Raw genomic sequence first — 14,224 nt, 5'->3', positions numbered from 1 at the left:
GCCGCAGCCGCTGACGATCATCTCCGGGTCGGAACGACCGGTTCGGGCAGCTCGCTGCTGCCACGCAGATAACGGTCCACCGCCGCGGCGGCAGCCCGGCCCTCCGCGATCGCCCACACGATCAGGGACTGGCCCCGGCCGATGTCTCCGGCAACGAACACCTTCGCGACCGAACTCGCCCAGCCGGCGTCCCGGGCAACGTTGCCACGGCTGTCGAACGCGACGCCGAGCTGTTCCAGCAGGCCTGGCCGTTCCGGCCCGGTAAAACCCATCGCCAGCAGCACGAGGTCGCAGGCCAGCTCGACGTCGGTGTCCGGCACCCGCTCGAAGCGGCCGTCGACCATGGTGACCTCGTGCATGCGCAACGCGCGGACCTGGCCCAGGTCATCACCGAGAAAGCATTCGGTGGAGACGGCGAAGAGCCGTTCCCCGCCCTCCTCGTGCGCGCTCGACACCCGGTAGACGACCGGCCAGGTCGGCCACGGGTTGCTCACGGGACGCAGCCGTGGCGGCCGCGGCATGATCTCCAGTTGGTGCACGGACACCGCGCCCTGGCGGTGCGCGGTACCCAGGCAGTCCGCGCCGGTGTCACCACCACCGATGATGACAACCCGCTTGCCCGCCGCGTTGATCGGCGATTCGGTACAGTCGCCCTGCTGTACCCGGTTCGCGGGAACCAGGTACTCCATGGCGAGATGGATACCGGCCAGTTCCCGGCCGGGCACGCTCAGGTCACGCCCGATCGTCGAACCACCGGCAAGCACGATCGCGTCATAGGACGCGCGCAGTTCGTCCGCGGTGATGTCCACACCCACGTTGCACGAGGGTATGAACACGGTGCCCTCGGCTCGCATCTGCGCGAGGCGGCGGTCCAGCAGCCGCTTTTCCAGCTTGAACTCGGGAATGCCATAACGCAGCAGCCCACCGATACGGTCGGCTCGCTCATACACGACGACGTTGTGGCCAGCCCGGGTGAGCTGCTGAGCCGCGGCGAGCCCCGCCGGGCCGGACCCGACCACGGCGACCCGCTGATCGGTGCGGGCGGACGGCAGGACCGGCCGGACCGTACCATCAGCCCACGCCCGGTCAATGATCGATACCTCGACCTGCTTGATGGTCACCGGATCATCAGAGATGCCCAGCACGCACGCGGTCTCGCACGGCGCCGGGCACAGCCGTCCGGTGAACTCCGGGAAGTTGTTGGTCGCGTGCAGCCGCTCGATCGCCTCGCCCCAGCCGGAGCGCCGCACCAGGTCGTTCCATTCTGGGATGATGTTCCCGAGCGGGCAGCCGTTGTGACAGAAGGGAATGCCGCAATCCATGCACCGTGCCGCCTGCTGCCGCAGGGATTCGACCGGGAACGGTTCGTAGACCTCGTGCCAGTCCGCGATGCGCACATCGACGGGCCGGCGCGTCGGCAGCTCCCGGTGGTGCTTGAGGAAACCGGTCGGGTCAGCCATGCCACTCCTGTCGAATGATCTTATCGGGACCGCTGCCGCAACGCCGGTCAGACACGGGACGACGACATGATCAAGTCTTCGGCCGGCAGGCCGTCCTCCTCGGCTTTGCGCATCGCGGCGAGCACCCGCTTGTAGTCTCGAGGCATGATCTTGACGAAGGAGGACTGCTCGGAGTCCCAGTCCGCGAGCAGGCCCGCCGCCACGGTCGACCCGGTCTCCCGCCGGTGCCGGGCGATCAGGGTGAGCAGCAGCGCCCGGTCGCCGTCGTCCAGCAGGTCCACGTCGACCATCTCGGTGTTGATCCGGCGCAGGACCGGGTTGTGGAGAAAGGCCACGCCACCGCTCATCCCGGCCGCGAAGTTACGGCCCGTGGGCCCGAGCACGACCACGGTGCCGCCGGTCATGTACTCGCATCCATGATCGCCAAGGCCTTCGACGACGGCGGTCGCGCCGGAGTTACGGACGCAGAAGCGCTCCCCCACGATGCCCCGGAAGAACGCCTCGCCGGCCGTGGCGCCGTAGAGCAGCACGTTGCCGGCGACGATGTTCTCCTCGGCGCGCAACGGCGCCTCCTTGGGAGGGAAGACGATGATCCGTCCACCGGACAGGCCCTTGCCGGTGTAGTCGTTGGCGTCGCCCTCCAGGGTGAGGGTCACCCCGCGTGGCACGAACGCGCCGAAACTCTGCCCGGCCGAACCGGTGAACCGCAGCGAGATCGTGTCATCGGGAAGGCCCACAGCGCCGTAACGCCTGGTCACTTCGAAACCGAGCATGGTGCCGACCGTCCGGTTGACATTACGGATCGGCATCTCCAGCCACACGGGCCGGCCATCCTCCAGCGCCCCCTCGCAGAGCTGGATCAGGGAGTTGTCCAGGGCCTTGTCCAGACCATGGTCTTGAGCGGTCGTGCAGTGCAGGGAGCCCTCGAAGGGACGTTCCGGCGCGTGCAGCAACGGGGTGAGGTCAAGGCCGGCGGCCTTCCAGTGGTCGACCGCGGCGCGCGCGTCGAGTACCTCCACGCGGCCAACAGCCTCGTGCAGCGAGCGAAAGCCCAACGCCGCGAGGTACTCACGCACCTCCTCGGCGATGAAGGTGAAGAAGGTCTCCACGAACTCGGGCCTACCGGTGAAGCGGGCGCGCAGCTCCGGGTTCTGGGTCGCCACGCCCACCGGGCAGGTGTCGAGGTGACACACCCGCATCATCACGCACCCAGCGACCACCAGCGGCGCGGTCGCGAAGCCGAACTCCTCCGCGCCCAGCAGCGCGCTGACGATGACATCCCGACCGGTCTTGAGCTGGCCGTCCACCTGGACGACGATCCGGTCGCGCAGGCCGTTGAGCAGCAGCGTCTGCTGAGTCTCGGCCAGCCCCAGCTCCCAGGGGGCGCCGGCGTGCTTGAGCGAGGTCAGCGGGGATGCGCCGGTACCACCGTCATGCCCGGAGATCAGGACGACATCGGCGTGGGCCTTGGACACTCCGGCGGCCACCGTGCCCACACCGACCTCAGCGACGAGCTTGACGTGCACCCGAGCCCGCGGGTTGGCGTTCTTCAGGTCGTGGATGAGCTGGGCGAGATCCTCGATGGAATAGATGTCGTGGTGCGGCGGTGGTGAGATCAGGCCCACGCCCGCCGTCGAGTGCCTGGTGCGCGCGATCCACGGGTAGACCTTGTGCCCGGGCAGCTGGCCGCCCTCACCGGGCTTGGCGCCCTGTGCCATCTTGATCTGGATGTCGTCGGCGTTGGCGAGGTACTCGCTGGTCACGCCGAAGCGGCCGCTGGCGACCTGTTTGATCGAGGATCGGCGGAGGTCGCCGTTGGCGTCCGGGGTGAACCGTTCGGCGTCCTCGCCGCCCTCGCCGGTGTTGGACTTCGCCCCGATCCGGTTCATCGCGATCGCCAGCGTCTCGTGCGCCTCGGCGCTGATGGATCCGTAGGACATCGCACCGGTGGCGAACCGTTTGAGGATCTCCGACACGGGCTCGACCTGGTCGATCGGAACCGGCGGGCGCAGTCCCTCGCGCAGCGAGAACAAGCCGCGCAGGGTGGCGCTGCGCCGCGACAACTCGTCGACGGTGGCGGTGTACTGCCTGAACACCTCGTACTGACGGCTGCGCGTGGCGTGCTGGAGCAGGAAGACCGTCTCCGGGTTGAACAGGTGCACCTCACCCTCGCGGCGCCACTGGTATTCACCGCCGGTGTCCAGGTTGCGGTGGGCAAGCTCCGAGGAGACCACCGAGTACGCCTTGTGGTGACGGGCCGCCACCTCATCCGCGATGACGTCGATGCCCACACCGTCCAGCCGGGACGGCGTCCCGGTGAAGTAGGTGCCCACCAGCTGCTGGGACAGGCCGATCGCCTCGAACACCTGGGCTCCGGTGTAGCTGGCCACGGTGGAGATGCCCATCTTGCTCATCACCTTGAGCACGCCCTTGCCCAGCGCCTTGATGAGATTCTTCTGGGCCTGCTCACGGGTGATGCCGGCCAGCTCGCCGCCATCGAGGATGTTGTCGATCGACTCGAAGGCCAGGTAGGGGTTGACAGCGGCCGCACCGTATCCGAGAAGCAGGGCGACATGGTGGACCTCGCGGGCGTCACCACACTCCACGATGAGACCGACCTTGGTCCGGGTCTTCTCCCGGATGAGGTGGTGGTGGACGGCCGCGGTGAGCAGCAGAGAGGGAATCGGCGCCTTGTGCCGATCGGAATCGCGGTCGGACAGGACGACGACGCGGGCACCGTCCGCGATCGCCTCGCTGACGCCACGGCAGATCTCGTCGAGCCGCTCGGCGAGCGCCGTGCCGCCGCCGTCCACATCGTAGAGGCCACGGACAGTCACCGCCGCGAACCCAGGCATGTCACCGTCGTCGTTGATGCCAACGATCTTGGCAAGCTCCGTGTTGCTGATAACCGGGAACGGCAGGTGCACCAGCCGGCACGACGCCGGTGACGGCGCCAGCAGATTGCCCTCAGGGCCGAGCGTCCGGCCCAGGCTCGTGACCATCTCCTCCCGGATCGCGTCCAACGGAGGGTTGGTCACCTGCGCGAACAGTTGGCTGAAGTAGTCGAAGAGCAGGCGCGGGCGTCCGGAGAGCACCGCGACCGGCGTGTCGGTGCCCATCGAGCCGATGGGTTCGACACCGGCTCGGGCCATGGGCGCGATGATGACGCGCAGTTCCTCCTCGGTGTAACCGAAGACCTGCTGGCGCCGGCGGACCGAGGAGTGGCCGTAGACGACGTGCTCGCGTTCGGGTAGATCATCCAGGGCGATCAGGCCCGCGTGCAGCCATTCCCCGTACGGCGCGGCGGCGGCCAGGTCCGACTTGATCTCCTCGTCGTCGACGATCCGGCCCTGCGCGGTGTCGATCAGGAACATCTTCCCCGGCTGGAGCCGGCCCTTCTGCACCACTCTGTGCGCGGGAAGATCCAGGACGCCGACCTCGGAGGCCATGACAACCAGACCGTCATCGGTTACCCAGTAACGAGACGGACGCAATCCGTTACGATCGAGCACCGCGCCGATGACCGTTCCATCGGTGAACGCAATGGACGCCGGACCGTCCCACGGCTCCATCAGCGCCGAGTGGAACCGGTAGAACGCCCGGCGAGCCGGGTCGATCTCGTCGTGGTTCTCCCAAGCCTCCGGGATCATCATGAGAACGGCATGCGGGAGGCTGCGCCCGCCCAGGTGGAGCAGTTCCAGAACCTCGTCGAAACTGGCCGAGTCGCTCGCGCCGTCCGCGCAGATGGGGAAGATCCGGCGCAGGTCGCCGGGGATAAGATCGCTGGCTAGCAGTGCCTCGCGAGCCCGCATCCAGTTACGGTTGCCACGTACCGTATTGATCTCTCCATTATGAGCGACATAACGGTAGGGATGGGCAAGCGGCCAGCTCGGGAAGGTGTTGGTTGAGAACCTGCTGTGCACGAGAGCGATCGCGCTGGCAAAACGCGGATCATCGAGATCGGGGAAGTAGGCCGAAAGCTGGTGGGTGGTGAGCATGCCCTTGTAGACGGTGGTACGCGCCGACAGTGATGGGAAGTACACACCGGCTTCCCGGCGAGCCCGCTTGCGGACGCAGAACGCCCGCCGCTCAAGGTCCAGCAGATCGATGGGCCCATCGGCGGCGCCGGGAGCACCGGCCGCGGCGGGCAGGCCAAGGAAGATCTGCCGCATCCGCGGCTCAACCTCGGCCGCGGCCCGGCCGACGATGTGGCTGACCACCGGCACCTCACGCCAGCCCAGCACCCGCAGGCCCTCCCCACGGACGATACGGCTGATCGCGCGGACAGCGTTGTCGCGATCACCGGCGACCTGCGGCAGAAAGGCCGTGCCCACCGCGTACTGACCGGCTGGCGGCAGTGGGAAATCGACAACGTCACGCAGGAAGGCGTCTGGCACCTGCAACAGGATGCCGGCGCCGTCACCGGTGTCCGGGTCGCAACCGGAAGCGCCCCGATGGTCGAGGTTGCGCAGCACGGTGAGGCCCTGTTCGATCAGTTCATGACTGCGTCGACCACGGACATCCACGACGAAACCGACCCCGCAGGCGTCGTGCTCGAATGTGGGGTCGTACAAGCCTTGTGCGATCGGCATCCGGCGGGTCCTGTCCGTCTTCAGGGATTCTCCGTGAGGCGGACGACGTTGTCCGGACGCGCCACCGTGACGGGGCTGTCCCGGCCAGGCGCACTCCTGAGTGTGCCACGTGTGCCCGGGATTCGCCGTGATCGCTAAAAGCCCGGAGCCCGATGTGGCCAACCGGGCATGAAACCGTCTTTACGGGCCGCGCTGGGATACTTCGCCGGCCGATGATGCCGGGCGCGACCGCCGGCGGGGACGGGACGGGGACGCTGGGACGGGGAGGAGGCCCGACGTGGATCTTTTACCCTGTCGGGTGGCCGGCCGACGGCTGGCCCGCTTCGGCCTCCCGCGCCGCGCCCCCCTCGGCCTCCCGCGCCGGAGCGACGTTCGCCGCGGCCTGTACCACGGGTTCGGCCGCCGGCCGCGGGGCGGGGCCGGCATCCCCCCGCGCCGGGGCCGGGCCGGCGCTGGCCGGCGGATCGATGGGCCGGCGCACGAGGACGATGGCGGTCACCGCGATGGCAAGGACGACAATCGACACCCAGTCGTTGAGGCGCATCCCGAGGAACGTGTGGGCATCGTCGATGCGCAGCGCCTCGACCCAGGCGCGTCCAGCAGTGTACAGAATCACGTAGAGGATGAACAGCTTGCCGCGGCCAAGCCTGCGGTGAGCATCCACCCACAGCAGGACAGCGGCGACGCTGACATCCCACAGCGACTCGTACAGGAACGTCGGATGGTAGAGCGAGACGCCGGGGACGACCTGATGCGCGGGGTCGATCCGCACAGCCCAGGGCAGATCGGTCGCCCGGCCATAGAGCTCCTGGTTGAACCAGTTGCCCCAACGCCCGATGGCCTGGGCAAGCACGAGCCCGGGGGCCGCGGCGTCCGCGAAGAGACCGAACGGCGTCCCGTGGCGGCGGCAGACAAGCCACACGCCGAGCGCGCCCCCGGCGACCCCGCCCCAGATCCCCAGCCCGCCGTGCCAGATCTTGAGCGCGTCGGCCGGATGGCCACCGTCGCCGAAGTACGCGTCCGGACTGGTGATCACATGGTAGATCCGCGCACCGACGATCCCGAACGGGACGGCCCAGGCCGCAGCGTCCGCGGCGAGGCCGGCCGGCTGACCGCGGGCCCGCAGGCGCCGGTCGGTGAGCACAACCGCGACCAGGACACCAATTATGATCATAAAGGCATACGCCCGCAACGGGATGGGGCCCACGTGCAGGACGCCCGTCGATGGGCTGGGAATCGCGGCTAGAACCACGAGGCCCAACGTATACCGCCGCTCACGCGGCCCGTTCTCGCCGTCGTCATAAAAGAAGCTCCGGTAACAGGCCTGTCCGGCTCGCGCCGCCCAGGCGCCGCCCTGATTGAACGCCCTGTTCCCGGAGCCTCTTCAGCAGGCGCTACCAGGCGCTACCAGGCGCTACCGGAGGGCAGGGGCCGGGGGCCGGCCCGGCCCGAGCGCACGCCGGTGGCGAGGGCGGCCACGGTCCCCCGCACTGCCGCGGCGGCGGCACCCGGATCGTCGCCCGCGCGGTCGGCGTCCACCAGCGCGCTCACCAGCGCCGAGCCCACGATCACCCCGTCGGCGAAACCGGCCACCTCGGCCGCCTGCGCGGGCGTGCCCACGCCCACGCCCACCCCGACCGGCGTGTCGCTGATCGCTCGGACCCGGCTCACCAGCCCAGCCGCCTGCGCGCCCAGCGTCGACCGGGCACCGGTGACCCCCATGAGCGAAGCCGCGTAGATGAAGCCTCGGCTGACCTCGGCAACCCGCGCGATGCGTGCGTCGGACGAGCTTGGGGCGACCAGGAACACCGGGTCGAGACCGACCTCGGCGGTGGCCGCGAGCAAGGGCTCGGCCTCCTCGGGGGGCAGGTCCGGAGTGATCGTCCCAGCACCGCCAGCCGCCGCGAGATCCCGGGCGAACGCGGTGACCCCGTACCGCTCGACCGGATTCCAGTAGCTCATCACCAGAGTGGGCACACCGGTCGCGGCCACCGCCTCCACCGTGCGCAGGACATCGCGGGTGGTGACACCACGGCTCAACGCCGCACCGGCCGCAGCCTGGATCACCGGGCCGTCCATGGTCGGGTCGGAGTAGGGCAGGCCGATTTCGACGATCTCCACTCCTGCCTCGACCATGGCCAGCATGGCGCTGATACCACCGTCGACCGAGGGAAAGCCCGCCGGCAGGTAGCCGATCAGCGCCGCTCGCGCCGCCTCGCGTGCCAGCACGAACGTGTGGCTCAGCCGGTCCCGCTCACCTGGTCGGCACTGGTCGCCTGATCGGCCTCGGTCACCCGCGAAACTCTGCACCGCACGTCCGTTCCGTTGTCAGCCGGTGACACGATCCGGTGAAGCCACCGCGGCCCGGCCAGCTCATGAATGATCAAGAAGGTCAAACCAGCGGGCCGCGGTGTCAACGTCCTTGTCACCGCGACCGGAGCAGTTCACCACGACGACCGCGTCAGGACCCAGTTCCCGGGCAAGATCGAACGCCCCGGCGAACGCGTGCGCGCTCTCGATCGCGACCAGGATGCCCTCCAGCCGCGCGACCGTCCGCAGCGCGTCCATGGCTTCGCGGTCGTCGACGACCCGGTAGGTCGCCCGGCCGGTCTCATGGAGCCAGGCGTGTTCCGGGCCGATGCCCGGATAGTCGAGCCCGGCCGAGATCGAGTGTGACACCTGGGTCTGCCCGTCCGCGTCCTGGAGCAGGAAGGTCCGCATCCCGTGCAGCACACCGGGCGCCCCGCCCGCGATCGCGGCCGCGTGGCGCCCGGTGGACACCCCGTCACCACCAGCCTCGAGGCCCACCAGCCGGACGGACGGGTCGGCGATGAACGGGTGGAAGATGCCCATCGCGTTGGAGCCACCGCCGACGCAGGCCACCACCGCGTCCGGCAGCCGCCCGGTACGGTCGAGAACCTGGGCTCGGGCCTCCACACCGATGACCCGCTGGAAGTCGCGGACCAGCATCGGGAAGGGATGCGGTCCCATGACCGAGCCGATGCAGTAGTGCGTCGTGCCCACGGTGGCCACCCAGTCCCGCATGGCCTCGTTGATCGCGTCCTTGAGCGTCCGGCTGCCCGAGGCGACCGCCACGACCTCGGCCCCGAGCAGCCGCATCCGCGCGACGTTGAGCGCCTGGCGGCGGGTGTCCTGCTCGCCCATGTAGACCACACAGTCCAGGCCGAGCAGCGCACAGGCCGTCGCCGTGGCGACGCCGTGCTGACCGGCACCGGTCTCGGCGATCACCCGACTCTTGCCCATCCGGCGGGCGAGCAGGCACTGGCCAAGCACGTTGTTGATCTTATGCGAACCGGTGTGCGCCAGATCCTCACGCTTGAGCAGGATGCGGGCGCCACCGACATGGGCACTCAGCCGGGCCGCGTCGGTGAGCGGGGTGGGCCGGCCGGCATACGCCGTGAGCAGTCCGTCGAGTTCCGCGGCGAAGGCGGGATCGTCCCGGGCGGCCGCGTACGCCGCCGTCAGGCCGTCCAGAGCGGCGAACAGCGCCTCCGGGACGAAACGGCCACCGAAGCGACCGAAGTGACCGGCGCTGTCCGGCAGCGGGCCGCCCGGGAGGAGATCCTCAGGAGTTCGGCCGACGGTTCCAGCGGAAGTCATCGGCTGACTGTATCGGTCAACGCCCCACCCTGGTCGCCGGGTGAGCGCCCGCGGTGACGAGATCCGCGACCGCCTGCTGGGGATTGCTTCCCGTCACCGCGGCCTCCCCCACGAGAACCGCGTCCGCGCCGGCCGCCGCGTAGGCGAGCAGATCGTGCGGACCGCGCACCCCGGACTCGGCGACTTTGGTCACCTCCACGGGCAACAGCGGTGCCAGCTGGGCGAAGGTGTCGCGATCGACTTCGAGTGTCCGGAGGCTGCGTGCGTTGACGCCGATCAGGCGCGCACCCGCGTCGACCGCACGCGCGGCCTCGTCGCTGTCGTGCACCTCGACCAGGGCGGTCATGCCCAGCGACTCGACGCGGTCGAGCAAACCGATCAGGCGCGGCTGCTCCAGCGCCGCCACGATCAGGAGAACGATGTCCGCACCGTGCGCCCGTGCCTCGAAGACCTGGTACGGGGAAATGATGAAGTCCTTGCGCAGCACGGGCACGTCCACCGCCATCCGCACGGCGTCCAGGTCGGCGAGCGTCCCACCGAACCGGCGCCGCTCCGTCAGGACGCTCACCGCCGCCGCGCCCGCGGCCTCGAACTGCGCGGCGAGGGCCGCCGGATCCGCGATCGGCGCAAGATCGCCCTTTGACGGGGAGCGACGCTTCACCTCGGCAATCACCGAAACGGCCCGAGTGCGCAGTGCCGCGAGCGCGTCCCGTGGATCCGGGACACGCTCAACACGCCGTTTGAGCGTCGCCAGGGAGACCGTGGCCTCCCGTTCGGCGAGGTCGGCTCGCACCCCGTCAAGGATGTCGTCAAGGACACTCATCGGCCGGTGCCCAGGGCTGTCGCAGCCATGGCGCCGATGTTAGGCCAGCGGGCGGCCGGCGGCAGCAGGCCCCCGTCGAGGATCGCTGACTGTCACACTCGGCGGTTGCCCGTTGGTTGGCACAAGCCGGAAACACACCGACATGGGCGAGGCGAAAACCGTCCCACGCCAGGCATGCTCGCCCTCTCCCTACGCATCGTGATTGTCCCGCCGTTGTCAAACGATCTCTGTTGCCGCCGAGAGTGAGCCGCGCCGACCTCGCCCCAGCCCGGCCCCAGCCCGGCCTCGGCCCGGCCTCGGCCAGACCGGGCCCCCGCGTCGGGCAACCGGCGGAACTGTCGATGGCGGAGCTGCCCGCACCGAGCAACCGGCGGCGAACAACCGGCGGCGCAAAAACGGCGAAATCGGTATGCGGCACCCCTGGCCACATGAACACGCCATGACCTACCATCGAACGCGGGTTCGATTACATTCGATGAACCACATCCAGCCGGATCTCTACCGCGGAGGTAACGATGGAGGCGGGCATGTTCCGTGACCCACGGCCTGGCAGCCGAGCTCGATCGGTGCGCTCTACCGCCGCCGCGGCTGAGAGCGTGTGTGAGATCGGGCTTTCGATCAGTGAGCCGCGGCCAGGCGGCCCCTGGCAAGGCGGAAGGCCGAAGCGATACCGAATGAGTTGTATCGGTGTGGCCGACAACGCGGCCAAGGCGCGCCTGGGCGCGGCGAGCCGGAATGACGATCTCACACGCGCTCTGATACCGGCGCCATCCCAGCCGGCTGGGTGCTCCCCGGGGCCACGCGACCGGTGCCGCGGCGGCCATCCACGCCTGCTGGGCGCGACGCGGGCGCCCCGGTCAGGTCGGGTCGTCACCCCGGTCGATGGCCTCCCAGACATCGACCGGTCGGGCTGTCGGGCTCTCATACCGGACGGACAGCGTCGACCAGGTATGTCCACGGAGCGCGACGATCGCGCCGCCCAGAGCGAGAAGCGCTCCCCCGCAGGTGGCAAGCCACGGCGCGGCTGTGCCCCGGATGTCGCGCAGGTTGGTGGTGACGCTCGGGGTGATCTGGCGCACCTGGGTGGCGACACGCGCGGCCGGCAGCGGGTCCGCGGCGATGCGGCCGGCGACGATGGCGACTGCCGCGCCGGCCAGCAGAACCAGCAGACCGACGAGTACACGCCCCCTGCGTCTGGTGGCGGCGGTCGCAACCACTCCCGCGAGCCCGACCAAGCCCAGCCCGGTCACGGCCGGGGCAAGATCCGATCCGGACAGCCGTACCGCCAACGGTGCGGCCGTGACCGCATCCTGTGCCGCGGCCCCGGCCGCCACACTCAGCTGTACCCAGGTCGCCCCGACGGTGACAAGCACCAGCACAGCGCCCAGCAGGCAACAGAGCACCGCCGCAGCCATCGCCCGCCGCCGTCCACGGTGGTCTGGGGACATGTCGACGGGTCGCTGATGGGTGATCATATCGGCGAACGCAACGACTCTGCGATCTCGATCGCCCGCAGCACCGCCGCCGCCTTGGTACGGCTCTCGTTGTTCTCGGCCACCGGCACGGAATCAGCAACGATTCCGGCGCCGGCCTGCACGTAGGCCCGCCCGTCGCGAAGCACAGCGGTCCGGATGGCGATCGCGGTGTCCAGATCGCCGCCGAAATCCAGGTAGCCGACCACACCCCCGTACAGCCCCCGGCGGGTTGACTCAAGCCCCTCGATGATCTCCATCGCACGCACTTTCGGCGCGCCGGTGAGGGTGCCCGCGGGAAACGTCGCCGTGAGGACGTCGATGGCCGAGCGGTCCTCGGCAAGTTCACCGATCACCGTGGAGACAATGTGCATGATCTGCGAAAAACGCTCAACCGCGGCGAACTCGACCACGCGCACCGAACCCGGCACGCAGACTCGTCCCAGGTCGTTACGCACCAGATCGACGAGCATCACGTGCTCGGCCCGCTCCTTTGGGTCAGCCAGCAGCTGCGCGGCGAGCTCAGCATCCCGCTCGGCCGTGGCGCCACGGGGACGGCTACCGGCGATCGGGTGCAGCAACGCCTGCCGGCCCGTCACCTTCACGTGTGCCTCCGGCGACGACCCGACGACATCGTGATCATCAAACCGGAGAAGGTACATATAGGGGCTCGGATTCGACGCCCTCAGCACCCGGTAGATATCAAGAGGCGCGGCTGTCGTCTGCCGCTCGAAGCGCTGGGAGACCACGATCTGGAAACACTCACCGGCCAGGATCTGCTCGATGGCGGCCTCGACGGAGGCTTCGAAGCGCTCTGGCGAGGTCCGCGACGCGAACCCGGCGAGCGAGAGGTCTCGTGGCACCATGGTGGTCGCGACCGTCGGTTCGGTCCACTTGCCGAGGTCGGCGGTCATGACCTCGAGCCGATGCACGGCGTCGTCGTAGGCCGTGTCCAGATCGCCGTCCCCGGTGAACACGTTTGCGATCAGCAGACAGGACCCGTCGCTGTGATCAAATACCGCGAGATCGGCGGTCAGCATCATGCGCAGCTCGGGCATGCCCAGGTCGTCCACGCAACCGGACGGCAGCCGTTCGACCCGCCGGACGATGTCGTACGACAGATAGCCGACCAGACCACCGGTGAGCGGTGGCGCGTCCGGCACCGTGGGAGTACGCAACGCCAGCTGAACCGCGCGAAGTACCTCGAGCGGGTCACCACCGGTGGGAACGCCCGACGGCGCCTGGCCGCCCACCCAGACGGCCGACCCGTCCCGTTCGGTGAGGGTCGCCGCGGCCCGGACACCGATGAACGAGTACCGCGACCACACCCCGCCGTTCTCGGCGGACTCCAGCAGGAAGGTGCCAGGTCCCCCGGCGAGCTTGCGGTAGATCCCGACCGGGGTCTCGCCGTCGGCGAGCAGGCGGCGGGTGACCCCGACCACCGGGTACTCGGCGGCGAGCGCGTGGAAGCCGGCCCGGCCCGGAATGATCTCACCTGTCGTCACGACTCGGCGCTCCTCGGGGACTTCACGGTAACGGCGACGGCCGGCAGGCTCCGGTTGTCGAAACATGTCCGGCTGCCCGTGTGGCAGGCCGATCCCACCTGCTCCACCCGGACCAGGACGGTGTCCCCGTCGCAGTCAAGGGAGACCGACCGAACCAGCTGGCGGTGGCCGCTGCTGTCCCCCTTGACCCAGTACTCACGACGGCTGCGGCTCCAGTATGTGGCCCGCCCGGTGGTGAGCGTGCGGTGCAGCGCCTCGTCATCCATCCAGCCGACCATCAGCACCTCGCCGGTGTCGTACTGCTGCGCAACAGCGGGGAACAGGCCAGCCTCGTCGCGCTTGAGCAGACCGGCTATGGCGGGGTCCAGACGGGACGCGGGGACGCACACGTGCCCATTGTGCCGTGCTCGGTCATGGCAGGTCACCGGCCACGCCCGCCGTCCACGAAGCGTGCAGGCGCTGATACACACCGGGGACGGCAACGAGTTCGGCGTGGGCCCCCCGCTGGACGATCCGGCCCGCGTCAACCACCACCACCATGTCCGCGGCCTCCGCGGTGGACAGCCGGTGGGCGATCGTGACCGATGTCCGCCCTCGGGTCAACGCGGCCAGCGCACGGGCGAGCCGCACCTCCGTGGCCGGGTCGACCGACGATGTCGCCTCGTCCAGGACGAGCAGGTCCGGTACGGCGACATGAGCACGGGCGAGGGCGACCAGCTGACGTTCTCCGGCGGACAGCAAGCTCCCACGT

At 69.4% G+C, this 14,224-nt stretch carries 10 protein-coding genes; all 10 read right to left on the bottom strand.

Annotation, left to right across the window (positions count from 1 at the left end; genetic code table 11):
- Positions 1 to 17 precede the first annotated feature (17 nt).
- Positions 18 to 1,460 carry a glutamate synthase subunit beta gene (locus MJ777_RS09315; protein ID WP_239375244.1) on the bottom strand — a complete coding sequence of 481 codons (1,443 nt, stop codon included), beginning with the start codon at positions 1,458 to 1,460 and terminating at the stop codon, positions 18 to 20.
- Between the two features lie 47 nt (positions 1,461 to 1,507).
- Entirely contained in the window at positions 1,508 to 6,052 is a 4,545-nt protein-coding gene (gene gltB / locus MJ777_RS09310; RefSeq protein WP_239311111.1) for a glutamate synthase large subunit, read from the bottom strand.
- A 286-nt stretch (positions 6,053 to 6,338) separates the two neighbouring features.
- The gene (gene lgt, locus MJ777_RS09305) at positions 6,339 to 7,304 is read right to left on the bottom strand and encodes a prolipoprotein diacylglyceryl transferase (protein ID WP_239346925.1); all 966 of its coding nucleotides are present in this window, start codon (positions 7,302 to 7,304) and stop codon (positions 6,339 to 6,341) included.
- A 152-nt stretch (positions 7,305 to 7,456) separates the two neighbouring features.
- Positions 7,457 to 8,362, bottom strand: a complete 906-nt coding sequence (gene trpA / locus MJ777_RS09300; protein ID WP_370651471.1) for a tryptophan synthase subunit alpha — start codon at positions 8,360 to 8,362, stop codon at positions 7,457 to 7,459.
- Positions 8,363 to 8,425: 63 nt separating this feature from the next.
- A complete protein-coding gene (gene trpB / locus MJ777_RS09295) occupies positions 8,426 to 9,673 on the bottom strand; it encodes a tryptophan synthase subunit beta (protein ID WP_239375241.1) in 1,248 nt (415 codons plus the stop codon).
- Positions 9,674 to 9,689: 16 nt separating this feature from the next.
- The gene (trpC, locus tag MJ777_RS09290; RefSeq protein WP_239309332.1) at positions 9,690 to 10,496 is read right to left on the bottom strand and encodes an indole-3-glycerol phosphate synthase TrpC; all 807 of its coding nucleotides are present in this window, start codon (positions 10,494 to 10,496) and stop codon (positions 9,690 to 9,692) included.
- An 857-nt stretch (positions 10,497 to 11,353) separates the two neighbouring features.
- A complete protein-coding gene (locus MJ777_RS09285) occupies positions 11,354 to 11,911 on the bottom strand; it encodes a Trp biosynthesis-associated membrane protein (RefSeq protein ID WP_239309333.1) in 558 nt (185 codons plus the stop codon).
- A 56-nt stretch (positions 11,912 to 11,967) separates the two neighbouring features.
- Complete coding sequence (locus MJ777_RS09280; RefSeq protein WP_239375238.1) at positions 11,968 to 13,473, bottom strand: anthranilate synthase component I; 1,506 nt, start codon at positions 13,471 to 13,473, stop codon at positions 11,968 to 11,970.
- Complete coding sequence (hisI, locus tag MJ777_RS09275) at positions 13,470 to 13,862, bottom strand: phosphoribosyl-AMP cyclohydrolase (RefSeq protein ID WP_239309335.1); 393 nt, start codon at positions 13,860 to 13,862, stop codon at positions 13,470 to 13,472. Before hisI ends, MJ777_RS09280 begins: the two co-directional genes overlap by 4 nt.
- A 22-nt stretch (positions 13,863 to 13,884) precedes the next feature.
- A partial coding sequence (locus tag MJ777_RS09270) for an ATP-binding cassette domain-containing protein (protein WP_239375235.1) occupies positions 13,885 to 14,224 on the bottom strand: 340 nt, incomplete at its 5' end.

The organism is Protofrankia sp. Cj5 (assembly GCF_917627405.1).
Lineage (GTDB): Bacteria > Actinomycetota > Actinomycetes > Frankiales > Frankiaceae > Protofrankia.
Note: the sequence above shows the minus strand (reverse complement) of the source record. Positions and strands in the feature narration are given on the sequence as shown.